Annotated in this window: 20 protein-coding genes; 19 read left to right on the forward strand and 1 reads right to left on the reverse strand. The window is 39.0% G+C overall.

Features of this window, described 5'->3' with window-relative positions; genetic code table 11:
* Positions 1-852 precede the first annotated feature (852 nt).
* Entirely contained in the window at positions 853-1,593 is a 741-nt protein-coding gene (locus ACFIKB_RS07170) for a hypothetical protein (protein WP_375636382.1), read from the reverse strand.
* A 396-nt stretch (positions 1,594-1,989) separates the two neighbouring features.
* Between ACFIKB_RS07170 and ACFIKB_RS07175 the strand changes: the two genes are divergently transcribed.
* The 19 genes from ACFIKB_RS07175 to ACFIKB_RS07265 all read left to right on the forward strand — a co-directional run bounded on the left by ACFIKB_RS07175 (position 1,990) and on the right by ACFIKB_RS07265 (position 24,123).
* Positions 1,990-2,316: a TrbC/VirB2 family protein gene (locus ACFIKB_RS07175; RefSeq protein WP_375653154.1), complete on the forward strand. Its 327-nt coding sequence runs from the start codon at positions 1,990-1,992 to the stop codon at positions 2,314-2,316.
* Positions 2,317-2,625 (forward strand): type IV secretion system protein VirB3, encoded by a 309-nt coding sequence (locus tag ACFIKB_RS07180; RefSeq protein WP_273788309.1) that lies wholly within the window; start codon positions 2,317-2,319, stop codon positions 2,623-2,625. It abuts the gene before it with no gap.
* Positions 2,626-2,647: 22 nt separating this feature from the next.
* Complete coding sequence (locus tag ACFIKB_RS07185) at positions 2,648-5,002, forward strand: VirB4 family type IV secretion/conjugal transfer ATPase (protein ID WP_375636421.1); 2,355 nt, start codon at positions 2,648-2,650, stop codon at positions 5,000-5,002.
* Positions 4,999-5,520: a type IV secretion system protein VirB5 gene (locus tag ACFIKB_RS07190; RefSeq protein ID WP_375636378.1), complete on the forward strand. Its 522-nt coding sequence runs from the start codon at positions 4,999-5,001 to the stop codon at positions 5,518-5,520. Before ACFIKB_RS07185 ends, ACFIKB_RS07190 begins: the two co-directional genes overlap by 4 nt.
* Positions 5,507-6,493, forward strand: a complete 987-nt coding sequence (locus ACFIKB_RS07195; protein WP_375636376.1) for a type IV secretion system protein — start codon at positions 5,507-5,509, stop codon at positions 6,491-6,493. The genes ACFIKB_RS07190 and ACFIKB_RS07195 overlap by 14 nt, the downstream gene beginning before the upstream one ends.
* Before the next feature lie 197 nt (positions 6,494-6,690).
* On the forward strand, positions 6,691-6,993 hold the full coding sequence (locus ACFIKB_RS07200; protein ID WP_375647474.1) for a type IV secretion system protein VirB7: 303 nt from the start codon (positions 6,691-6,693) through the stop codon (positions 6,991-6,993).
* Positions 6,947-7,651: a virB8 family protein gene (locus ACFIKB_RS07205; RefSeq protein WP_375653156.1), complete on the forward strand. Its 705-nt coding sequence runs from the start codon at positions 6,947-6,949 to the stop codon at positions 7,649-7,651. Before ACFIKB_RS07200 ends, ACFIKB_RS07205 begins: the two co-directional genes overlap by 47 nt.
* Positions 7,648-8,514 carry a P-type conjugative transfer protein VirB9 gene (gene virB9, locus ACFIKB_RS07210; protein WP_375636374.1) on the forward strand — a complete coding sequence of 289 codons (867 nt, stop codon included), beginning with the start codon at positions 7,648-7,650 and terminating at the stop codon, positions 8,512-8,514. Before ACFIKB_RS07205 ends, virB9 begins: the two co-directional genes overlap by 4 nt.
* On the forward strand, positions 8,507-9,667 hold the full coding sequence (gene virB10 / locus ACFIKB_RS07215; RefSeq protein ID WP_375644934.1) for a type IV secretion system protein VirB10: 1,161 nt from the start codon (positions 8,507-8,509) through the stop codon (positions 9,665-9,667). Before virB9 ends, virB10 begins: the two co-directional genes overlap by 8 nt.
* A complete protein-coding gene (virB11, locus tag ACFIKB_RS07220; protein ID WP_015856713.1) occupies positions 9,664-10,734 on the forward strand; it encodes a P-type DNA transfer ATPase VirB11 in 1,071 nt (356 codons plus the stop codon). Before virB10 ends, virB11 begins: the two co-directional genes overlap by 4 nt.
* Positions 10,735-10,799: 65 nt before the next feature.
* Positions 10,800-11,015 carry an antitoxin VbhA family protein gene (locus ACFIKB_RS07225; protein WP_375636370.1) on the forward strand — a complete coding sequence of 72 codons (216 nt, stop codon included), beginning with the start codon at positions 10,800-10,802 and terminating at the stop codon, positions 11,013-11,015.
* 10 nt (positions 11,016-11,025) lie between these two features.
* On the forward strand, positions 11,026-12,660 hold the full coding sequence (locus ACFIKB_RS07230) for a BID domain-containing T4SS effector (RefSeq protein WP_375636369.1): 1,635 nt from the start codon (positions 11,026-11,028) through the stop codon (positions 12,658-12,660).
* A gap of 154 nt (positions 12,661-12,814) precedes the next feature.
* Positions 12,815-14,731: a Ti-type conjugative transfer system protein TraG gene (gene traG, locus ACFIKB_RS07235; protein ID WP_375636367.1), complete on the forward strand. Its 1,917-nt coding sequence runs from the start codon at positions 12,815-12,817 to the stop codon at positions 14,729-14,731.
* Positions 14,732-15,753: 1,022 nt separating this feature from the next.
* The gene (locus tag ACFIKB_RS07240; protein ID WP_375636365.1) at positions 15,754-15,957 is read left to right on the forward strand and encodes a hypothetical protein; all 204 of its coding nucleotides are present in this window, start codon (positions 15,754-15,756) and stop codon (positions 15,955-15,957) included.
* A gap of 10 nt (positions 15,958-15,967) precedes the next feature.
* Positions 15,968-17,566: a BID domain-containing T4SS effector gene (locus ACFIKB_RS07245; RefSeq protein ID WP_375653158.1), complete on the forward strand. Its 1,599-nt coding sequence runs from the start codon at positions 15,968-15,970 to the stop codon at positions 17,564-17,566.
* 313 nt (positions 17,567-17,879) lie between these two features.
* Positions 17,880-19,049 (forward strand): BID domain-containing T4SS effector, encoded by a 1,170-nt coding sequence (locus ACFIKB_RS07250; protein ID WP_375653160.1) that lies wholly within the window; start codon positions 17,880-17,882, stop codon positions 19,047-19,049.
* Positions 19,050-19,369: 320 nt separating this feature from the next.
* Positions 19,370-20,317, forward strand: coding sequence for a BID domain-containing T4SS effector (locus tag ACFIKB_RS07255; protein WP_375653163.1), 948 nt, complete (start codon positions 19,370-19,372; stop codon positions 20,315-20,317).
* A gap of 325 nt (positions 20,318-20,642) precedes the next feature.
* Positions 20,643-21,926 carry a BID domain-containing T4SS effector gene (locus ACFIKB_RS07260; RefSeq protein ID WP_375653165.1) on the forward strand — a complete coding sequence of 428 codons (1,284 nt, stop codon included), beginning with the start codon at positions 20,643-20,645 and terminating at the stop codon, positions 21,924-21,926.
* Positions 21,927-22,128: 202 nt separating this feature from the next.
* Positions 22,129-24,123 carry a BID domain-containing T4SS effector gene (locus ACFIKB_RS07265; protein ID WP_375653167.1) on the forward strand — a complete coding sequence of 665 codons (1,995 nt, stop codon included), beginning with the start codon at positions 22,129-22,131 and terminating at the stop codon, positions 24,121-24,123.
* The last annotated feature ends 80 nt before the right edge of the window (positions 24,124-24,203 follow it).

The following is a 24,203-nucleotide window of genomic DNA, read 5'->3' on the forward strand; positions in this document are numbered from 1 at the left end:
ATGACGAAATTAGAAGGCGCACTAATGTTTTTGTCCAACTGATTTCAATAGTGACATTGCGATAGGAACCGCGCCCCGCGCCCTATAGAAAGCCTATGAGCATTATAATACTTAAGTATCACGATCAATAGACTACAAAGCTATTACAAAAAAGTATGAGCTCTTTTCACCTATTTGTATGTTGATTATTGTTTCCCCCATCAAATGCTTAAATAAAAACGTCTTGTGATATATAGAAACAATCAACAATGCAAATCATTTTTACGAAGATTTCTTCGTGTAGCGTCTGTTTGAAATCCATCTTTTCGAAGTCTGAGTTTAGAAGCAGATAATTATGAAAGCTTTTCAAGGAATTAAACAGATTGATCACTTTTAAAGAAGTAAAAAAACGTGATCCAATCTTGAAGACAAAATTCTAATGAAAAAAACTTTTGCTATGAATTCTTTTAAGGCACTGTAAAATATTCTATCCGTTATATCAAATGTTACGCCATTTTGGGATCTATTCATTTTTCACTTTTATCAACTCCACTCTAGAAATCCATTTCTTGAGCGTTTTTTATCGTCTCATTTTCTCCTTCAAACACAAATACTCAAAAATGCTTTGCCACTAACAATGACATTTTCCTGCTTTTATAAAACACATAAGTAAAAATAGAGGAGGGATTTTGAGAGCAAACCTCCCTTGAAAAGGGAAGTATTATTCATTTACTTCACAAATACTTCACAAACGGAAATAATCTCACGGTTTATTCAAATTTGCCCTATGGTCTTTTGCCCTATGGTCTGGTGCAATTTTATTGATAAAGTTTCCTTTATACAAATTTAAATAAATATGTTCGTTAAAGCCAATCACGGATTTTCAAAGGGGTTGTAAGATCCATTATCTCGCCGCCATTTTAAAGGTTCAGTGAAATCACTTGACCAAAGACCAATCTTGTTGTTGCGTGCTTTTTCTTCCGCATGATGGTACTGGGTTGGAATAGGATCTTTCCCCTCTTTTGAGAGTACCAACATACCTTCTGTAAGACCTGCCTCAGCTAAATCAACCCCTTGAACAAAACATTGCGCATAATAAACACCATTGTGCATCAAAGCCTGTTTACAGGATAAATCCTGCCCAAGTGTTTTGGTGACAAGCCAAGCCGTTGTAACCGCACCACAGGGCCATTCTTGATCATTTAATCGTGCTTTTTGGCGTGGTGCACATGTGTCTACACCATAAAGATGAATATCACGGGTGATATATGAGCGCCAAGATTGTGCAGCAGGCGTCAGCAATTTAAATGTAACCCCACTTGTAACAGAGGCCTTACCATGAAAAACAACAGTATTATTTGCAACATCGTTTGATGAAACACTCTTCTGCAAATCGAGAGCTAGTTCATTTTTTTCTAATTGCTGTTTGGTGATAGATTTAACCAAATTTTCTTCTTCTCGGTTTTCTTCTTCTCGATAAAGATTGAGAATATCTTGTATATCTTGCATCCCAAATGTTTTAAAAATGCTGAAATCTATTTTATCTTTATATTGGCTTAATCCCCACACTATGGAACCCATAATGTAAATAATAACAATCAATTTAAATAGCATTTCTTAACACGCTCACTCAAAAAATTCATTGTTTTTCTATCCTTTCATATTATATATCACCAATACCCTTGTTTTTAAAGAAAAAATCCAGATATTTGTGTTGCATATTAACTACATTTTGTAAAGAATAATATTCCTTCTTGCATTGTTTTAATATTATTGTCTTTACCAATGAATACAACTTAAAATTGCCATTTTTATGTAACACAATCTCAATTTGAAAAGACTTCTGTCTCTTTAAGAAAAAGAGTTTGAGAGTGAACAGATCCACTATCAAGGCTTTTAAAACAAACAAACGAGAAGAATTAACTGTCATCAAATAACAGCATTTTTCAGTTTTTAGAGGCAATAGAATGTCGACATATGAACAAATATTATTTGTTAAAGAGAGGTAAAATGACAGATAATAGATCCCAGAACATCATTTTTATCGTTATCATGACCATGCTGCTTTTTACAGCATTGCTTGTATCAGATCCTTCTTATGCTGCTCCTGTTGCTGATGGGAGTGGTTTCGCAAAACTTGAAGGTGTTTTAGGCAGCATTGTCACAATGATGACGGGTCCAACGGCAAAGCTTATTGCAATTATATGTGTTGCTGCTGTGGGTATTGGCTGGATGTACGGCTTTATTGATTTACGCAAAGCAGCTTACTGTGTTCTTGGTATTGCTATTGTTTTTGGTGCCCCTACTCTTGTCGGTAAATTAGCGAGCACGGCATAAATGAACGAAGACACTCTTTTCCTTGCCTGTACACGACCGTCCATGTTTGCCGGTGTCACAATGGAAGCGATGGCGCTCAATGTCATGGCGACGTCCGTTCTTTTTATTTTAACGAGTGGTTTTACCGTGATTGGTTTTGGTATTGGGATGCACTTTATTTTGCGTGAAGTGACAAAACATGATCACAACCAATTTCGCGTATTATTTGCTTGGCTCAATACCCGAGGAAAACAAAAAAACCTCAACCGATGGGGAGGAGGTTCTACCTCCCCCTTACGCCTTATCCGCACTTATAAGGAACTAAGCTGAAGGAGCCAAACCGGTGAAACAGATGTCAATAATGAAACGGGAAACTTTGCCTGAAGAATATATTCCCTATATACGCTATATCAACCAACATGTCGTTGCTTTAAATTCGCGCTGTTTAATGGTTGTGATGGCTGTTGAGGGCGTAAATTTTGACACTGCGGATATTGATCAATTAAATTCTTTACACAACCAATTAAACACCCTTTTAAAAAATATTGCAGATGAACGGGTTGCTTTATATTCTCACATCATCCGCCGCCGTGAAACGATCTACCCAGAAGGTCATTTTCTTTCATCTTTTGCAACAACATTAGATGAAAAATATAAAAAGAAAATGGTTTCGCAAGAACTATATAGAAATGATCTGTTTATTTCACTGCTTTGGAATCCCGCAGTAGATAAAACAGAACAACTGGTTTCATTTTTTCAGCGCTTAAGTAAAGCGAAGAAAACACAATCTGAACCCGATGAGGAAGCTGTTCGTAAACTCGAAGAGTTAAGTCAAGACCTTATGCAAGGTTTAGAAGAGTATGAAGTCCGTCTGCTATCAATCTATGAACATGAAGGTATTTTATTTTCTGAACAAAGTGAATTTCTCCACCAGCTGGTGGGGGGAAGACGTGAGCGTATTCCTCTCACATTTGGAACTATTGCTTCAACGATTTACTCGGATCGTGTTATTTTTGGGAAAGAAATTATCGAAATTCGCCATGAAAGTAATGAACGCTTTGCTGGCATGTTTGGATGGAAAGAATACCCTTCTAAAACACGCCCTGGTATGACTGATGGTTTGCTTACGGTACCATTTGAATTCATTTTAACACAATCCTTTGTCTTTAAAAGTAAGGCGGCCGCCAGTGCGATTATGAGCCGCAAGCAAAATCAAATGATCAATGCAGCTGACCGTGCTAGTTCACAAATTGATGCACTCGATGAAGCGCTAGATGATTTAGAATCAAACCGTTTTGTTTTGGGCGAGCATCACATTTCTTTAGCTGTTTTTGCTGATCATCCCAAAATATTGACTGAAAACTTATCAAAAGCACGAGCCCATTTAACCAATGGGGGAGCCGTAATTGCCAGAGAAGATTTAGGCTTGGAAGCAGCATGGTGGGCACAGCTTCCTGGAAACTTTAGCTATCGTGCGCGTTCAGGCGCTATTACCAGCAGAAATTTTGCCGCTTTATCGCCCTTCCATTCTTTCCCTGTTGGCAAACTAAACGATAATGTTTGGGGAGCTGCTGTCGCATTGCTAAAAACACAGGCAGGTTCACCTTACTATTTTAATTTTCATTATGGCGATCTTGGAAATACGTTTGTTTGTGGTCCATCGGGATCTGGTAAAACAGTGATTGTTAATTTTCTTCTTGCACAATTACAAAAACACAATCCAACAATGGTTTTTTTTGACAAAGATCAAGGAGCAGAGATTTTTGTACGAGCTGGAGGAGGAAAATATAAACCTCTAAAAAATGGGCAGCCCACAGGGATTTCTCCCTTAAAGGGCATGGAATACACTGAAAAAAATAAAATCTTTCTTCGTAATTGGATCTTAAAGCTGGTAAGCGCTGAAGGGCAAATCGTAACAGAAGAAGAGCGACAAGATATCGCCAAAGCCATCGATTCTTTAGAAAACTTACCCCCAACACAACGCTCTCTTGGTGCACTTCAACTGTTTTTTGACAACACATCAAAAGAAGGTATCGCCATACGACTACAACGCTGGATTAGAGGCAATGATTTAGGGTGGGTTTTTGATAATGATCAAGATGATCTCAATTTAAATGCACAGTTCATTGGATATGACATGACCGATTTCTTAGACAATGAAGAAATTCGGCGCCCCTTAATGATGTATCTCTTTCACCGCATTCTTGATTTGATTGATGGGCGGCGCATCATTATTGTCGTTGATGAATTCTGGAAAGCTTTGGAAGATGATTCATTCAAAGCTTTTGCGCAAGATCGGCTAAAAACAATCCGTAAACAAAATGGCATGATGCTCTTTGCAACACAAAGCCCTAAAGATGCTTTGAACTCAACAATCGCACACACAATTATTGAGCAATGCCCCACCCAAATATTTTTTCCAAATCAAAAAGCAAATTACAATGATTATGTCGAAGCTTTCAAACTTACTGAGCGTGAATTTGAACTGATACAGTCAGAATTAAGCAGAGAATCCCGCCGTTTTCTCGTCAAACAAGGACAAAGTTCCGTCGTTGCAGAACTTAACTTACGTGGAATGAATGATGAGATCGCCGTTTTAAGCGGCACAACAAAAAACATTGAACTCATGAATGAAATTATCAACGAATATGGAGCAGACCCTGACAAATGGCTGCCCATATTTTATCAAAGGAGAAAAAATCAATGAAAAAATATGGCTTAGTTACACTGTTATCTTTTTCTTTTATTTCTCATGCAATATCACAAACGACACCCGATGCGGATGAATATTATAAACAAGCACTCGAGAATACACAAAAATTAGATGCTGCAAAATCAGAAACAGCTGAAAGCATATATAAAACTGCAACTGAAACTGCAAAAAAAATTAAAGCAATAAGTCATCAACTTGAACAACTTAAGTCACAAACAGATACAACAGCAACAGAAGCTGTAAAAAAACCTAGCCTTGAAGAGTTGCAGAAGCTTCAAGCTCTTCAACAAGAGCTTCAAGTAAAACTTTCTCTTCTTCAAGCCGATCTTCAAGTGGCTTCTTTAAAACTTCAGTCTCTTGATATGATTCAAGCAAGAGATACGAAAACAAAAGACGAAATGCGTGAAGAAATGGAACAACAAAAGCATAAATACCTTGAGGCACAATTAAAAGAAAAAGAAAAACAATTAAAAGAAAAACTTGGAAGTACGAATACAAATGTCAGACTTTAGTTTTTCTCCATTTGAAAGCGTTTCTGGGTATATTTTAACCCCTCTCGATAATGTGATGGACACAACGGTGAGAGGGTTATCTTCTGCTATTTCAGCACCCTTAAATCTCGCCGCAATCATTTTTATCTTTCTTTATGGCTATAATGTTATGACAGGTCGCGTTGCGCTTTCCATGCATAGTCTTCTCAATAATGTTGTTAAAATCGTTGTTGTGACAACAATGGCAACGAATGCGGATACATTTAATACTTATGTCAAGGATATTTTCTTCAATGATTTATCCAACGCTATTGGGAATGCACTTAACAGCAATCCTGCAAGCTCCAATGTTTTTGATTATATTTTGTTAAAGGCAAATGCTCGCTATCAAGAAGTTTTATACAATGCTTGGTTTTTTGAAAAGATCATTGTGGGGCTTCTTGGTTCTATCATGCTTTTAGCCGTTATTCTTTTTTGTATAGGTGGTTTTATTGTGCAAATGTTTGCACAAGTTGCTCTCGTAATGATTATAGGTCTTGGGCCTCTATTCATTAGTTTGTATTTGTTCAACGCAACGCGAAAATACACCGATGCATGGATTACAACTTTGATCAATTTTACCATTTTACAGGTTCTCGTGATCATGCTTGGAACAATTATATGTCAAGTTATTCTACAGGTTCTCAAAGTTTCATATGAATCAATCTATGTTCTTTTCCCCCCTGTCCTCGTCATTTCGATCATAGGGGTTATTATCTTCCGTGCGCTTCCCGGTATTGCAACAGCGCTGGCCTCTGGTGGACCATACTTTAACACTGGTGTCTCTTCAGGGGGACAGGTTTTCACAATGCTTGCCAATGGTGCAAGAACGAGTGCTAATACAGTAAAAAATGCTGCTTTACAAATCTCAGGTGCTGCCGGTAACGCTACTAAAGGTGTGGCAAGCGCGGCAGCAAAAGCAGGAAGATCTGGAGGTGGTCGTGGTCGGTTTTAAGATAAAGCACCTCTTTAAAAGAATAAGCATTTTTGTTTTTGCCTTGCGTGCGCCCTTTGGCGCACGCGCCATGATCCTGTTTCAGGTAAGATCTAACATCTTAGATCTTACAACAAAACCAATCACATAGACTTTTAAAAGTGTCCAGAATAAAGGCTCTCATGCATTGTATTCCAAGATATTTGTGAGTTCAAAAAATGAAACGAAAAATAACTTTTGTTATGGTCCTAACAATCGCTCTTACTGGTTGTGCCTCTTTGAGTGGCCCCAAAAAACCACCACGCTGTAATGGCAAACATACCCGTGCTTTAAATAAAGATAAGTGGAATTGGGACAATCAAAACGTTGTCCACCCAGAAAAGAGCGTAAGGACTGTTACCACTCCCATCATTCTCAATACTTTAGAAAGTGAAAAAGCAACAACCAATTCAGCTTTATTAAAGCCGGTTATTCATGAAGCACGATCTGATAAAACTGTGGAGGTTACGCGTGAAAAGTGATGCCCTTGAAGAATATATAAAAGAAGCGCGCTCATTTGACATTGATCGCATGCATAGCATGCGCGTGCGAATGAAAATTTCCATGGCTTTAACAGTGCTTTTTGGATTGATGACGATTGCGCTGGCTTTAGCTGTTGCAGCTTTGACGCCTTTAAAAACGGTAGAGCCTTTTGTTATCCGCGTCGATAACTCAACAGGCATTATTGATACTGTAAGCGCCCTCAAAGAATCCCCTAACGACTATGATGAAGCGATAACGCGTTATTTTGCCAGCCAATATGTTCGTGCCCGTGAAAGTTTTCAAGCATCAGAAGCAGAAAACAATTTTCGCTTAGTTTCTCTTTTATCTTCTCCAAAAGAACAAAACCGTTTTGCAAAATGGTACGCGGGCAATAATCCAGAAAGTCCGCAAAATATTTATCATAACATGATTGCTACCGTCACAATCAAATCAATCTCTTTTATAAGCAAAGATCTTATTCAAGTTCGTTACTATAAAACGGTCAGAGACTTTAATGAAAAAGAAAATATTTCCCATTGGATTTCAATATTAAATTTTTCCTACGTGAACGCACACATTTCAACGTCTGATCGTCTCATCAACCCTCTTGGTTTTCAAGTATCGGAATATAGATCTGATCCAGAGGTGATAAAATGATCAGACTTTTACAAACAACCTTTTTAATTTTTACGATCACTCTCAACTTTCACACTGTCCTCTCACTTGCAGAAACAGCGCCTGTCAGTGCACGTAAAGATAACCGCATCAGATTTGTCAATTATGACCCCTACAACGTCGTACAAATCATTGGCTCCATTCGCTCTTCAGTTCAGCTGGAATTTGCCGATGATGAAGAAGTAACCTATGTAGGAATTGGAAATTCCGTTGCTTGGCAAGTTGCACCGGCTGGTCACTTTGTTTTTCTCAAACCACGTGAAATCCAACCTGTGACCAATTTACAAATTGTCACAAGCCGTCAAGATGGAACACAACGATCTTATCAATTCGAGCTGCAAATCCGTGAAGGCGATGTTTCAGCTGGCAATGAGACATATTTCTTGGTAAAGTTTCGTTATCCAGAAGATGAAGCCTTGCGTAAGAAATTAGCCGAAGCAGAAAAAGCAAAACAACGTGAAGAAAACTTTGTCAATGATGTTTTAAATATCCATGAAGATTTTGGACCACGCAATTGGGCTTATGAAGCCCAAGGTTCATCCCTCATTGAACCTGCTTCTGTCTATGATAATGGAAAAACAACAACCTTTACCTTTTTAGGCAACATTGAAATCCCTGCCATTTACATTGTATCGCCTGATGGGCAAGAAGCGCTTATTCCCAAATCAATTAAAGGCAACAAGGTTATTGTTCATGCAACAGCTGCACAATTCACGCTACGGCGTGGGAATGAAGTATTGTGCATCTTTAATAAAAGGTTCGTACCAGAAGGAATTAACCCTGAAACAGGTACGACATCACCATCTGTACAACGTAAAGTGAACCTAGGAAGCAGCCATGAATAACACCGTGGATGAAAAAAGCATTAATGATCGCGATACAATAAAAAATGCTCAAGGAAAAAGTCAACAGAACAATGCAGGAAAAGCTATTGCTCTTATTATTCTTTTCAGTGTCTGTCTTTATTTAGCCTATTCAACACTTGTTACAGAAAAAAAACAACCAATTGAATCTTCAAAAGAAGGAAAAGTTATAAAACAAACAGAGCTTTTTCGCCCTGCAAAGCCTACCCCTTCCCCCCTTGAACAGCCTCAACGAAATAACGCTCTATTGCCAAAAGTCGAGCTACCAACACCAAACATCAATCAATTAAATTCTGATGACTCACTGTTGGAAGCAGCACAACGTGCTCCTGTATTAGCTTATGCAAATACACAACAAGGCAAAATAGATTCACAAACAAATAATGGTGTTTTGCCTCACCAACTTGAAAGTAAACCTGATGAAACGACACAACGTTTTAATCATCTTCTCAAACCCACAGTGCTTGAAGGTATTCGTGCTTCAACCCTTGGCAATCGAAACTACATCATCGCGATGGGAACTTCTATCCCTTGTATTTTAGAAACAGCCATCAACAGTGATCAACAAGGTTTTGCCAGCTGTATCGTTTCCAGAGATATCTTATCAGACAATGGTCGTGTTGTCCTTCTCGATAAAGGTACCCAAATTGTTGGTGAATATCGCGCCGGATTGAAAAAAGGCCAAACACGTCTCTTTGTGCTATGGAATAGAGCAAAAACCCCTAATGGTATCATTATATCCTTAGCTTCACCTGCAACAGACAGTTTAGGGCGTTCTGGTATAGATGGAGATATTGATAACCATTGGTTAGAGAGGATTGGATCTGCGCTTCTTGTTTCCCTGATAAAAGATGTGACAAACTATGCCAATAAACGTTTAGCAAAAAAACAAGAAAAAGAAGAAACTGAAACAATCTCTTCAGGACAAAATATTGCAAATATTGTCGTCGAAAATTATGCCAATATTCCTCCAACATTATCCAAAAACCAAGGAGAAATGGTGAATATCTTTGTTGCCCGCGATTTAGATTTTTCCAGCGTTTATAAATTGAAAGTCATCGAAAACAAAAAACAGATTACCAATCGAGCTGTTTCAAGAAACTTTTACAAAAATTCTGCGATACCTTTAGAATGAACTCAAATTTACATACCATGAGCGATGAAACCATCGCGATTGTTCTCACAAAACTTGAACCCATCCGTGCTTTTTTGAAAGATGAAAGTCTTTTTGAAATTGTTATCAATCGTCCCTATCAAGTAATGACGGAAGGTATTGATGGATGGAAAACAATAGAAGCACCGGCTCTCTCTTTTAATGAGCTTATGGGGATTGCAAAAGTTGTCGCGTCCTATTCCAAGCAAAACATATCAGACAAGAATCCAATATTATCGGCTACTCTGCCAGGTAATGAGCGCATTCAAGTTGTTATTCCGCCGGCTGTCGAAAAAAACACGATTAGTATGACAATTCGCAAACCATCATCGCAAAGTTTTTCTCTCGAAGAGCTCGCGAATAAAGGTCTGTTTTCGCTCTGTGAACAGATATCTTTCACGCCATTGAATGATTATCTTTCTCGTTTTAACGAACTCAAAATCATCGAGCATAACTTAGCTCATGCCTACTGCAATAAAGACTTTGTCTCCTTTTTAAATCAAGCTGTAAAATGCCAGAAAAATATTTTAATTGCAGGAAAAACTGGTTCAGGTAAAACAACATTATCAAAAGCATTAATCGCCAAAATCCCTCAAGAAGAGCGTATTATCACCATTGAAGATACACAAGAATTGGTGATACCGCACCCTAATCATGTCTCGATGTTCTATTCAAAAGATGGACAAGGCTTAGCCTCTGTTGGACCCAAAGAATTGCTTGAATCATCTTTACGGATGCGTCCTGATCGTATTCTTTTGCAAGAACTTAGAGATGGTACAGCCTTTTATTATATCCGCAATGTCAATTCAGGTCATCCAGGTTCCATTACAACTGTTCATGCCTCAACAGCCCTTGCTGCCTTTGAGCAAATGACCCTTTTGGTCAAAGAAAGTGACGGAGGAGGTGATTTAGAGCGTGATGATATTCGAGGACTGTTGATTTCAATGATTGATATCATCATCCAATGCAAACGGGTTGAAGGAAAATTTAAGGTCACAGAAATTTATTATGATCCCTTCAAACAACGAAACATCTTTGGAGGAGACTAAAAGAAGATCACATCGGCTGCTAAAGGCTCTTTTAAAGCAACGATTGCACATAAAAGGAAAAATACATGAAAACCAAAGCAACAGAAAACAGCGAAAATCTTTTATCGATGACAGTGGAAGAATTAAAACAACGCCGTGAAGCGGTTGAATCAGCCATCAGCACTCATGCAATAGAGGGAATAGCGCTACATTCCAAAACGCTAAAAATTTTAGAAGAATATGCAAGGGGGAATATTTCACTCGAGGAATTTAATACTCTCATGGACAACGTAACATTATAAGGAAGCTACGATGCCAAAAGCAAAAGAAAAAACAAAAAATATACAGACAGTTTCTCCCCATCATTATGTCTACCCGAACACCACAACACTCAAAAATAAATATGGAATAAAAAACTTGAAATCCTTTCTGGAGAAATGCTCGCATGATACAGCAAAAGCGATGGTTAATCTGCGTGAAGCCCCCCTACCAGAAAAATTTGATACCTCCTATCTATGCTCTATTCATTATCAGTTGTTTAAAAATACCTTTGAATGGGCTGGTCATCTTCGCCATCTTCCCTTTACATTTGAAGATGGTACCACAGCCGCTATGCCCGAAATGAAAAGAACAGGATGGGAAAATCCTTTTGCACTCGGTGATGAAATCCCTGAAGGTTTACAAAAATTAGATCAAACACTTGCCGAAAAAGATAATTTGCAAGGCTTAACGCGTGAGAAATTTAACTCTGAAGCAATAAGCTTATTTAACTTCCTTAACCAACTCCATCCTTTTAGAGAAGGCAACGGACGTACACAACGGGTCTTTTTTGAAAAGCTTGCTCAAGCAGCAGGCCATCAGCTTGATTTTTCACTTGTTACAAAAGAACGCATGATGCTCGCCAGTGTTGCTGTAGCAGAAAATGGTGATCTAGAACCAATGCAACATCTATTTGAGGATATCTCTAATCCCAATAAAATACTTCTTTTAAAGGAATTCATGAACAACATGAAAGAACTTGGGCGCAATGTTAATGATCGTCCCGTTATGGTTGCAAAAGAAGGTGAAACCTACACAGGGATGTATAGAGGTGCTGGTTATGATAGCTTTGCATTCAATGTGAAAGGGGCTTATATCATCGGCAATAAAGAGCATCTCACACCAGAACAACTCAAAACATTAAAACCCGGTGACAAATTTACCTTTACAGTTCCAAAAACAAAAGAGCTTGAAAGCATTCTCATTCCAGAAGAAAGATTAGCTCCTTTGACAGAAAATAAAAAAGCCGAAATGGTTGCAGAAGATTCTTGCGTCCACGCAAGCTTAAAACAGGTCCAGAAATTGGCAAAAATTGTTTATGGTAAAGAAAAAACATTAGATAAACAGATGCTAGAGATCATCAAAAATCCAAGCTTAGGCCAACAGCTCGCCAACCAGATTGAAAGAGCACCGCACTCTGTTTCTCATCTTGCAGGTTTCAGTTTATGCGGACTACAAAATCAAGCACGTGCAAACGCTAAAAATCATCTTGAGATGCTCTGTACTACCGTTGCAAATTTCGCCCATGCTGTAAAACATGCGGAGAAGGAAATTACTCAAGAACATGCAACAGAACAAAGTCGTCGTGCAAAAATAGTAAAAATGCCAAGCAAAAGCTTACAAGAGCTCTTCACCTTGCCAAAAGAATTACAGCAAGAAGCTTTAGCAAAAAATCCTTTACTTCAAAAAGAGCTTACCGACTTTGTAAAAAACATCAATAGCCGTCTCTCACTAACTGAACATAAAGCTGTCAAAAATAATGAGTATGAAACACTGGCTCAAAGCATTGGTGTATCAGAAAATAAAGCCAAACAAATTACACAAACCGTTAAGCAAGCCAAAGAACTACATCAGCAAACACAAGTATGCACAATGCATCGTTCCAAAGCATTTTCTATGGCTTGCTAAGAATGGATAAAAGCTTCCTACTTTATAAGAAGGGCTCATAAACGAGAACTGTTTGGCGTCATCTGCGCTTTTTCAAAAAAGAGAGAGTTTAATATCACACACCTGAAAAAAGAGCTTTTAGCAGCATAGTCTGATAGAATTGAAAGTAAATACAATGAAATATACCAAGACACAAATGGTGCTCATTTTAACACCAATCGCTTTAGGTGCTTTAACGATATTCCTTGTTCCTCATTTTTTGTTGTTTATAACAAATGGACTAAAGAGCAATCAAATTTATTGGACTCTTCGTTCAGAACCTTTACTAGTCCTAGCACTAACAGCTGCTGTGTCATTGTTTTATAGTCTCTCGCAAAAGCTGCACTTACGTAAAGGAATTACTTTCGTTTCCCTTATCTTTTTTGGAACCACAGCTCTTTACTATATTGGTGGAGAAATAAAACGTTTAGGTCCCTATGTTGGACAACAAGGAATAACGTGGAATTATGCGCTTCAATTCATGGACCCCATGGTTGTCTTTGGCATCATCATTGGTGGTTTTTTTTCCATTATTCAATTCATAACAACCTCTCCACCTAAAAATAAGGTCAAGCGTGCAAAAAAAGGTGTGTTTGGTGAATCCGCATGGATGAATTTAAGAGAGGCAGCGAAAATTTTTCCTGCCAATGGGCAAATTGTTGTGGGGGAAAGATACCGTGTTGATCAAGATAATGTGTGCAAAATTCCCTTTTCACCTGGCAATAAAACAACATGGGGAAAGGGGGGAACAGCCCCTTTGCTAACCTTTAATCTTGATTTTGGTTCAACTCATATGATCTTTTTTGCTGGTTCTGGTGGCTATAAAACCACAAGTACAGTAGTTCCCACGTGTCTAACCTATCCAGGGTCTATTATTTGTCTTGATCCTTCAACAGAAGTTGCCCCAATGGTCAAATTTGCGCGTCAAAAGATGGGGAATAGAAATGTCATTGTTCTCGATCCCAATTCATTTTTAACAAAAAATTTTAATGTCATTGATTGGCTTTTAGACGACAGCGTACCACGCACACAACGCGAAGCAAATATTGTAAGCTTTTCTAAATTGCTTCTTACAGATAAAAAATCAGACAATTCTTCAGCGGAATATTTCTCGACACAAGCTCATAACCTTTTAACAGCCCTTCTTGCTCATGTTATATTTTCTGATGAATATAAAGACAACGAGCGCAATTTAAAAACATTGCGTGGAATTCTCTCTCAATCAGAAACAGCTGTTGTCAATCAACTACGTATGATTCAAGAAACAACACCTTCTCCTTTTATTCGCGAAATGGTTGGTATTTTTACAGAAATGGCAGAGCAAACCTTTTCAGGAGTCTATACAACCGCATCAAAAGACACTCAATGGCTTTCTTTGTCCAATTACGCAGATCTTGTCTGCGGAGATGATTTTTTTTCCTCAGATATTACAAATGGCAATACAGATGTTTTTCTCAATCTCCCCGCAAGCATTTTAAACAGTTATCCAGCTATTGGACGCGTGATTATTGGCGCTTTTCTCAATGCCATGGTTACAGCAGACGGTAACTATAAAAAGCGTGTTTTATTTGTCTTAGATGAAGTTGATCTTCTAGGCTATATGAATATTTTAGAAGAAGCGCGCGATCGTGGACGTAAATACGGTACATCTTTAATGCTTTTTTATCAATCCTCTGGTCAGTTGGTCAATCACTTTGGAGAAGCTGGAGCACGTTCATGGTTTGAAAGCTGCTCCTTTGTCAGCTATGCTGCCATTAAAGACCTCCAAACTGCCAAAGACATTTCAGAACGCTGTGGCCAAATGACTGTTGAAGTAACCGGAACAAGCAAATCAAGAGGCTTATCTTTAGGAAAGAGTTCATACAACGTCAATTACCAACAAAGAGCTCTGATTTTACCCCATGAGGTTATTCAAGAAATGCGTCAAGATGAACAAATTATTCTTATGCAAGGACAACCTCCTTTGCGATGTGGTCGCGCCATCTATTTCAGAAGAAAAGAAATGTTAGCCGCAGCTGCCAAAAACCGCTTTGCCCCACAAAAGAAAAACTAGCCTCCTATTATGAGATCTTGACTATGAAAAGAACAACAACAAAAACAATATACATTTCTGTTTTTTAAAAGCCCGTTAACAAAAAGTTTTTGCCCACTTCCTCACACACATAGGGAAAACATGATAAAAAAACCGTGTTTTTTCCTTTTTGTATTTTGTGTATTGTTTTACCAGCGCCCATCGTCTTTATAAAAAACACCAATCCCCTCAAATCACCTATAACTAAACCAACATCTCCACTGAGGAAAGTCTGTAAATACATTCCTACAAAGCTTTTTGTGTATAATTTATCCCCTACAAAAAACCCAAAATTTAATCTTTGAGATAAGAACTCTCAAGACACCTACACTCAAGAACATCGATTTTTTCCAAAAAAATATTTTAGATATGCATCAAAATGAATAAATCGTTCTTATACAAACTTTTACCCCTTTACGATATCATAAAGTGTTCTATTTTAAAGATAAAGCGCTGAAAAAAGGCTTTTCTCCCCAACTAAAGAAAGGGTTTCCTCTCTTATGGATCTTAAAGAAGCGCAATACGATAAGAGTAACAATACAAAATAAAAAACAATTTGTTTCAAAAATACACAAACAAGATGTTCATATGGCAAGATGTTCATATGGAGCAATAAGAAAAACATAATGGAGAAAAATTTTTGATGACTGCTTTTGCCCATAGATTCACTAATCTGAGTACTGTGTATGAAAAGTACCAACTCCATCCGCAAACCAAGAGCGATTGCACCCGCCATATCCACGATCTTCATCAAAGCGCTCTTGCAAATAACTTTGTTAAAAGTAAAAAACCAACAATTTTAAACAACATTTTTCTTTTTGACCTCTTCCTTACACCTCAAAGAATGAAGGTTTTATCCAGAGTCAATTTGTAGATAATCCATTTTCTGACCACTCATGGGATTCATATCAGCGCCCTCAATAGCAGTATTTTACAGCACAAGATAATAAACAAAGGAAACATCAGAAAAGCTTTCCAAAAATAAATGAAAAAAGAAAATATACATGAAAACAATCACAACAGAACATTTGGCATTTCTCACACCAAAAACCTTTCAAAAGTATCACAAAACGATCGATACAACCATCCATACACTTGAGGGAAAAGCGCTCCCTCTCATAACACCAAAATCTCAAAAGAATACGCGAAGGGGAATTTTTCACATGCAGCGTTTAAGACGCTTATCAACCACCACCCCACCTACCTAGGAGAGATTATATGTTAGAGCAAAATTATTTATATAAAGGTACCCTAACACTCAAAAATAAATATGGCATAAAAGACCCCAAAAAACTGTATGAACGCTGTGCCCATGATACCGCCAGAGAAGCCATCAATTTTCGCCATGAACCACTTCCACAAAAATTTGATTCCACTTATTTAAAATTAATCCACTGGAGCCTCTTTCACAAAACTTTTGAATGGGCTGGAAAAACCCGCGATATATCCTTTACATTTGAAGACGGAACCTCTGCCCATATGCCGGCGATGCGTCCCAAAGGTTATGAAGTTCCTTTTGCTATTGGTCCACAGATAAAAAAAGAGTTAAAACAACTCGAAAAAACACTGAATGAGAAGAACAATTTAAAAGGTTTATCGCGCCAAGAATTTGCTGAAAATGCCGCTGAAGTTTTTATGGTGCTCGAGCACGCACATCCTTTCCGAAAAGGGAATGGGCGCGTAAATCGAATGTTTATGGAAAAACTTGGACAAGCAGCAGGACATACCATTGACTTTTCTTTCATCACAAAAAGACGCATGACAGCAGCTTGTATTGAAGCCATGCAATATGGCAATCCCCAACCGATGAAAGATCTTTTTGAAGATATCACGCATCCGCAAAAATCCCTTGTTTTAAAAGAATTCATCTCCCAAATGAGAAATGCTGGACTGGATGAAATTAACAATCGTATTGTTGTTGCCGCAAAAGAAGGGATCCCCTATGAAGGCATCTTTAGAGGTTTTTCAGCAGAAGGTTTTGTCATGGAAGTAGACGGTGCTTTCGTCGTCGGCCACAAAGATGATCTCCCCCCAGAACTCGTCAAAACATTACTCAACGGTGCCCGCCTCTGCTTTCAAAAAAACAACGTTCAAAGCTTACAAGAAACACTGATCCCAAAAGAGACATTAGCACCTCTCACACATGAAGAGTTATTCACAAGGATTTCACATGACCCTTATGTTGAAGCATGCCGAAAAGAAATCGAAAATTTATCAAAGACTGTTTATGGTAAAGCCCACGCATTAAAGACAAAAACGGATATCTTAACGGCAGATCCAAACTTCGGAAATCAGTTTGCCAATGAAATTTTACAAAACCCTCAATCAATTTCTAAACTTGCAGGAAGAAAAATACTTGGCATGAAAAGTCCAAACCGTAGACAGGCGGAACAAACCGCTCCACAACTCAGCCAAGCCCTTAAAAATTATACCACAATAACACAACAAACAAAAGAAGAAATTTTAGAGCAACATCAAAGAGAACAAAAACGCTTGAGCCACACTGTCGAAACACCTGAAAAAAATTTACAAAACCTGTTTGCCTTACCAAGAGAACAACAAAGAGAAGCTTTATTGCATTCTCGTTCACTGCGACAAGAACTCCATCACTTTTCGCGCCAACTACACAATCGTCTATCTTCAGAAGATCGTAAAGCCATACAAGAAAAAGATTATACCAGACTAGCTTGCCTACTTGGGACATCGGAAAGCAGAGCAAAAGAAATTGCGAATACTGTAAGGAACACCAAAGAAGCACAATGTCAAGCTCACACCTTAAAAGTTAATCGCTCTTCATCACTTGCTCTTACCGGCTAGAAACGCGTGAACTTTTGCCTTCCAACTAACTCTTGGCGCAAATCATTTTATCTCCATTGCGCCCACCAGTTGTTTTAGAATGTTACAAAAAACAGTCCTAAAAATGAATCCTGTAATTTACTATAACTTATTGATAAAATTTCATAAAAAAGCTGTATAAAAGACATAAATGTCCACTATATACAAATATGAATAGCGCGAAATCTTTGGAGGTCATTCAATTCGATATCTGCCTTGTGTCTTACAGTTATCAGAAAGTGGGGAATGCGCCAAAGCCAAAGAGGTTTTCTAAAAATATTGAAAGGAAACAGCCATGAAAAAAAGTCACCCAACCGCTTCTACCAATATAGATGAACTAAGACAACAATTTGAACAACAAAATCTAGGAGCTTCTAATGTAGAAGACCTCTACGCAAAGGTTAATAAACCACCCAAAGAACAGCGCAACTCACAACAATATACACTTCAACAACCACCAAAAACGATCTATGCTCCCCAAAAGCCACTAGAACAACAAAACCTAGGAGCTTCTAAGGTAGAAGACCTCTACGCAAAGGTTAACAAACCACCCAAAGAACAGCGCAACCCACAACAATATACACTTCAACAACCACCAACAACGATCTATGCTCCCCAAAAGCCACTAGGAAATCCCTATGACAGACTTGGTGGAGAACCAAGTGATGGGCGACGCGCCGACAGACTCGTAGATCCCTATGCAGTAACCGATCTGGAGGCAAAAGGTTGGCAAACGTCCCCCTACGACACAGTTGGTGGAGATGCACAGGGTAGGCATTCTTCCCATGAACCAGAACATCTCTATGCAGAGCTTGAATTTGGTGAACGTGGTGGTCTCTCTCCCCAAAAATCACTCGAATCTGTCTATGCAACGGTTGGCATGGGGGCTGAAGGCAGGCAAGAGTCTGAACAACGAGAAAATCCCATATATCAAGGCGTTGGCTCAGGCAAGATCTCCCCTCCCAGAACCCCAAAAGATGTTGTTACAACAAAGCTTTTACAAAATACAAGCTTTCAATATGGTGTAAGAGAAATCCAAGAGCGATGCAGAGTTGTTTATGGTAACGAGCATGCTTTGAATGGACCACTTGCGAAGATCCTTGATGATCCTCAAAATGCAGAACAAATCTTATGGAATCTTGCAGAAAATCCTCAAAGCGCTGGTAAGCTTGCAGGTCACAAAATACTTGGTGTAAAATCTCCAAGCCGCAGAGAAGCTGAAGAGGAGTTTACTCACCTTTGCTCAGCTCTTGAGAGACATATGCATAACACACAAAAGCTCCATAAACAATTTACACATGAACATGAAAGAGGTCAAAAACAAGAAAGTCCAGAAAGAGGCCCAGAACACAGACATCACCACCATCATCGTCGTCATCACACAAAAGGACAAGAACAAAATAGTCCAGAGCACAGCCCACAACGGCAAAGACATGGCGAAAAAGGAATGGCTTTTGCCATGTAAGTGAGCCCCCGTAAAGTACATAAATTTTTATTTTTCATTGAATTTCTTGGCGCAAATCGTTTCATTACGATTGCGCCAAGAGTTGTTTTAAAATATTATAAAATAGTTCTAAAAGTGGATCCGTAATTTATCATAATTTATTGATAAAATTTCATAAAAAAACTGTATAAAAGACACAAAGGTCCGTCACACTGATCCTGAATAGCACGAAATCTTTGGTGGTCATTCAGTTGGATATCTTCCTTTGTACAAAAGTTATCAAAACTAAAAGTGGGGAATGCACCAAAGAGGTTTTCTAAAAATATTGAAAGGAAACATGTATGAAAAAACATCATCCACACCCTTCTGCAAATCCAGAAGCCCTCTATGCAACAGTTAATAAACCAAACAGAGGAAACCAGCACACACCAACCCCAGAAGAGGAAGTTCTGTACGCGTCAGTTAGCAGTATTGCTCCTTCAAGGGGTAGACACCATCATCAAAGAAGAGAAGATCCTGAAACAGACTATACAGAGGTTGCTCCCCCAAAACACGAAGCTGAAGTTACATACGCATCAGTTAGCAGTATTTCTCCTTCAAAAGGTAGACACCATCATCAAAGAAGAGAAGATCCTGAAACAGACTATACAAAGGTTGCTCCCCCAAAACGCGAAGCTGAGGTTACATACGCATCAGTTAGCAGTATTTCTCCTTCAAGAGGTAGACACCATCATCAAAGGAGAGAAGATCCTGAAACAGACTATACAAAGGTTGCTCCGCAACAAAGAGGAAGACCTTCATCTTCCCTCACAGCTGAGCAAATAACTGTCATACTTTTAAAAAACCCACATGTCCAAGCTTATGGAGAAGAGGTTATGCACTGGGGTAAGGTCGTTTATGGCAATGACACGCTTTTCCAGCAACACTTGCAAGGAATACTTACAGATCCCAGTAAAGGAAAAGACCTTTCAAATCAACTTGCTGAAAATCCTGAATCTATACATAAACTTGCTGGCCACTCCGCACTTGGCTTAAAAAGTCAAACACGCAAAGCAGCTGAAGACGGTTTTAAACCACTCGTTGATGCTATTGATGGTTATACAAAGGCTGTAAAAGAGGCAAAGGAGAGGCTTTTGCAAACCCCTCAAGCGGAGCAAAGACGCCATCAAGAAAATTCTCAGCAAGCTGAAAGAGCTCATCATCGTCATCATCACACAAGAGGACAAAACCAGGAGAGTCCAGAGCACAGTCCTCAACGACAAAGACACGGTATGGCTTATGCCATGTAAGGGGTTATAAGCATAAAGACGATAGTTTTGTTTTTCATGTAATCTCTTGGCGTAAATCGTTTTATTGCGGTTGCGCCAAGAATTGTTTTATCTTGTGACAAAAAATAGTCCTAAAAATGGATTCAGTAATTGACTATAACTTATTGATAAAATTTCACAAAAAAACTGTATAAAAGACACAAAGTCCCATTACGATGGTGACAAATAGCGCCGATCTTTGGAGACCACTCAATTTTGATATCTTCTTATAAAAACCATAAAAATATAAAGGGCGAGAGTGTACACCAAAGAGGTTTTCTAAAACAATTCTTGAAAGGAAACATGCATGAAAAAAGATCACCCTCACCCTTTTTCATCCCCTTCAATACAAGAACTTATAGCGCTCTATGAAAAAGCGGCGGCAGAAGTTACAAGCCCAGAAAGCCTCTATAAAGAAGCTCCTTCACAAAGCAAAAGACTGTCATCCATACCGGAAAAAGATGAGGAAAGACAATCTCTTTTAAAAGAAGAAACTGTACATGAATCAACAAATCCAACAACGCTTCTAACAAGAGGTAGCTCTACCAAAAGGCAGCAAAAACCTGAAACGACACATTCAACAGTTACTTCACAAGTTTCTCTAAAAAGGGCAACAAGAATTCTCTCAGAGGAAGAAATCATTCAATTGCTTCCACACCATTCATTGGTTCAAACATATCGAGAGGAAATCCAACGTTTATCCGCAAGTGCATATGGAGATTCAAATATTTTGCAAGAAAAAATGGAGGAAATTCAAGAAAATCCCGCTGCAGGAAAGGAGCTCTCATGGCGCATGGCAGCCCATCCTGAAAGTATCGCTAAACTTTCAGGCACCAGTACGTTGGGCTTCAAAAATCGAACGCGCAAACAAGCGGAAGAAGATTTTTCCGCCCTTTGCGTCACCGTTGATTGTTATACAAAAGCTGTAAAACAGGCAAGAGAGAGTCTATTGCAATCTCCAGAGCAAGAACTCAAAAACTATGAACGTTTAATGGGAAAGGCAGCAGTCACTGAACTTCTGCAAAAACCAGATCAACGTGAAAAAGAAACTCTTTCAGGGGCAGAAATTTCTACCAAAATTCAACAACATTCAAAAGTCAAAAGGCACCATGCCCAGATCAAATATTGGTGCGAAGTTGTTTTTGGTAACGCAAACATTTTGCAATCACAAGTGGAAAAACTTTTCCAAAACCCTGAAACAATAGAAGCGCTCGCACAGCAACTTGTCGGAAATCCTCAATCTTTTCACAAGTACGCTGGTATCAGTCTTTGTGGCTTTAAAAATCAAGCACGCAGACACGCTGAAGCTGGTCTTTCTCACTTAATTGACGCCGCTGACAATTATGCAACGGCTGTAGAACAAGTAAGAGAGAGCATTTTGCAAACCGAGCAGGCAAAACAAAAACGCCATGAACCATCTTCTAAACGGACGCAAGATTTGCATCAACAACAACGCTTATCACAATCTGTTGAACGCACTGAGCATTCAACAGTAACTCATGAAGAAGCAACAACCTCTACTCAACAAAGAGAAACAGATTTTAGTCCTCGCAAAACTGCGATACCAAAAGCGATGGCTTTTGCGAGCTAATAAGTTTTCACATTGAATCTAACGTCTTGGCGCAACACATGGCAAAGGTCATTTGCGCCAAGAGAGCCAAGTCTTGTGAACAATTCAGTTTCATATCCTCTCTCATAAAAGCAAGTAAAAAAGCATACAACAGAATAAAAACCAACGTACATTTTTAAATAGTATTTAAAAACAATATTGGAAGAGTTTGAAAGGAACATGTATGAAAAAAAGAAATCCTTCCCCTTTTATCACCGAAATGATGGAAAAATTTCAACAACAGACTGAACAATCCCCCACCAGAACCCCCCCTCCCCAAGTTTCTCAAAGTTTGCCAAAACCAACTGTACAAAAACGCCCAGAAAATTTATCACACCACCCAAAGGTTGCTCCACCGCCCCCCCCACGCATGAAAAACCCAGTGCAAACCAGCACAATACCTCCTAGCACCAAAAACCAAGAGACGCCTCTCCCACAAAAAAAAGTGGCTCCGCCAAAACCTCCGCGTGCAAAAGAGAGACAACAACATAAACCAACAGCTCAAGAGTTCCCCTCCCTACAGACAAAAGTGGCTCCGCCAAAACCTCCGCGCATGAGAGAAAAAACACAAACCGGCACAACAATCCCCAGTTCAAAAATCCCCAGCTCAAAAATCCAAGAAAACTCCTCTCCGCACACAAAAGCAGCGCCACAAAGACCTCCGCGTGCAAAAGAGAGGCAACAAAACAAACCAACAGTTCAAGAGTCCCCCTCCCTACAGACAAAAGTGGCTCCGCCAAAACCTCCGCGCATGAGAGAAAAAACACAAACCGGCACAACAATCCCCAGTTCAAAAATCCCCAGCTCAAAAATCCAAGAAAACTCCTCTCCGCACACAAAAGCAGCGCCACAAAGACCTCCACGCGAAAAAGATAGGCAACAAAACAAACCAACAGTTCAAGAGTCCCCCTCCCTACAGACAAAAGTGGCTCCGCCCCCTCCCCCACGCACGAGAGACAGAGTGCAAAACGGTGCAAAAATTCAGAATCCTGAAGCACACTACCCAAGTGTTAGACCCAAAACACCATCACATATGAAAGTCAGGCAACAAAGTAGTTCATCATCACAAGATAGTGGAACATATGCAGTACCTCCTTCACGAAAACCGCACCGTATGGAAAACAGAAAACAAAGCGATGCTGTCATCCCAAAACCTGCCTCTCCACACACAGCAATTGAACAGCCAAAACCGTCTCACGGACAAAAAAAATCTATTAATACAATGGAACGAGAGCTATTACTCGTAGCATATCAAGAAGAAATACGATTTTTGTGCGAAAAGGTTTATGGCAACAAGCTTATTTTAGAAGAAAGAATAGAAGCAATCAAAGAAAACCCCGATATGGGAGAAAAGCTCTTATGGGATGTTACAGAACAGCCTAAGTCTATTTCTAAGCTTGCTGGTAAAAAAGTTCTGGGCATAAAAAATCATGCGCGCAGAAAAGCTGAAGAAAATCTTCCTACCCTACGTACTGCCATTAACGATTATGTGTATACTTTAAAATATACAAAAAGTGAAAAGATTTCACGAGGTTCTCACACGGAACAACAACACCAGCGACAAGCACAAGAGAAAGAGCCAATAAATCAACATTTACAAAATCCGCTCAATTCAGAAAAGAAAATAAAGCCTCTCTCAAATCAGGAAATTGCCCGCAGAGTTCAACAAGATCCATCGGTTCGATATGGTCAAAGAGAGATCGAATATTGGTGCGAAATTGTTTATAATGATCCATTTATTTTGCAATATAGAATAGAAGATATGCAAAAAATTCCAGAGATAGGAGAAGAGCTTGTATTTCAAATTGAAAACCCTTCTAGATCTTTTGCTCCGCTTGCTGGTAGGCAAGTCCTTGGCATAAAAAATGGAGCACGCAAAGCTGCTGAAGAAAATCTTCCTACCCTGTGTACCGCCATTAAGGATTATGCTGAAACTGTAAAACAGTTAAGAGAAACCATTGTGCAAAACCATCAGGCAGAACAACAAAAACGTCATCAACCGCTTAACGATCCCGATAAAAAATTGCAAAAGCAGCAAAACTTATCGCGGTCCCCGAAGTTACCTGAACGCTCAACTTCAAAGCAGCATCAAGAGGTTGCAGAAACTTCTAGACAAGAAGACCAGCCGCATGTTCGACCGCGCAGAGCCGAAACATCAAAAGCAATAGCTTTGTCGTGATAAATCTCCTAATTGTTGGCTTTTCATACAAAACTTTGGTGCAATTACCTTGCCAAGATTGCATCAAAGATGGTGTATAA

Origin of the sequence: Bartonella sp. MR110HLJHH (genome assembly GCF_042194225.1) — a bacterium.
In the GTDB taxonomy this organism is placed as follows: Bacteria; Pseudomonadota; Alphaproteobacteria; order Rhizobiales; family Rhizobiaceae; genus Bartonella; species Bartonella grahamii.

Bases quoted from the DNA above. Each gene is read 5' to 3' on its own strand.
- ACFIKB_RS07250 (WP_375653160.1), top strand. From the start codon at position 17,880: ATGAAAAAAAGTCACCCAACCGCTTCTACCAATATAGATGAACTAAGA.
- ACFIKB_RS07185 (WP_375636421.1), top strand. From the start codon at position 2,648: ATGTCAATAATGAAACGGGAAACTTTGCCTGAAGAATATATTCCCTAT.
- ACFIKB_RS07225 (WP_375636370.1), top strand. From the start codon at position 10,800: ATGAAAACCAAAGCAACAGAAAACAGCGAAAATCTTTTATCGATGACA.
- ACFIKB_RS07240 (WP_375636365.1), top strand. From the start codon at position 15,754: ATGAAAACAATCACAACAGAACATTTGGCATTTCTCACACCAAAAACC.
- ACFIKB_RS07200 (WP_375647474.1), top strand. From the start codon at position 6,691: ATGAAACGAAAAATAACTTTTGTTATGGTCCTAACAATCGCTCTTACT.
- virB10 (WP_375644934.1), top strand. From the start codon at position 8,507: ATGAATAACACCGTGGATGAAAAAAGCATTAATGATCGCGATACAATA.
- virB11 (WP_015856713.1), top strand. From the start codon at position 9,664: ATGAACTCAAATTTACATACCATGAGCGATGAAACCATCGCGATTGTT.
- traG (WP_375636367.1), top strand. From the start codon at position 12,815: ATGAAATATACCAAGACACAAATGGTGCTCATTTTAACACCAATCGCT.
- ACFIKB_RS07190 (WP_375636378.1), top strand. From the start codon at position 4,999: ATGAAAAAATATGGCTTAGTTACACTGTTATCTTTTTCTTTTATTTCT.
- ACFIKB_RS07265 (WP_375653167.1), top strand. From the start codon at position 22,129: ATGAAAAAAAGAAATCCTTCCCCTTTTATCACCGAAATGATGGAAAAA.
- ACFIKB_RS07230 (WP_375636369.1), top strand. From the start codon at position 11,026: ATGCCAAAAGCAAAAGAAAAAACAAAAAATATACAGACAGTTTCTCCC.
- ACFIKB_RS07255 (WP_375653163.1), top strand. From the start codon at position 19,370: ATGAAAAAACATCATCCACACCCTTCTGCAAATCCAGAAGCCCTCTAT.
- ACFIKB_RS07180 (WP_273788309.1), top strand. From the start codon at position 2,317: ATGAACGAAGACACTCTTTTCCTTGCCTGTACACGACCGTCCATGTTT.
- ACFIKB_RS07205 (WP_375653156.1), top strand. From the start codon at position 6,947: ATGAAGCACGATCTGATAAAACTGTGGAGGTTACGCGTGAAAAGTGAT.
- ACFIKB_RS07195 (WP_375636376.1), top strand. From the start codon at position 5,507: ATGTCAGACTTTAGTTTTTCTCCATTTGAAAGCGTTTCTGGGTATATT.
- ACFIKB_RS07170 (WP_375636382.1), bottom strand. From the start codon at position 1,593: ATGCTATTTAAATTGATTGTTATTATTTACATTATGGGTTCCATAGTG.
- ACFIKB_RS07245 (WP_375653158.1), top strand. From the start codon at position 15,968: ATGTTAGAGCAAAATTATTTATATAAAGGTACCCTAACACTCAAAAAT.
- ACFIKB_RS07260 (WP_375653165.1), top strand. From the start codon at position 20,643: ATGAAAAAAGATCACCCTCACCCTTTTTCATCCCCTTCAATACAAGAA.
- virB9 (WP_375636374.1), top strand. From the start codon at position 7,648: ATGATCAGACTTTTACAAACAACCTTTTTAATTTTTACGATCACTCTC.
- ACFIKB_RS07175 (WP_375653154.1), top strand. From the start codon at position 1,990: ATGACAGATAATAGATCCCAGAACATCATTTTTATCGTTATCATGACC.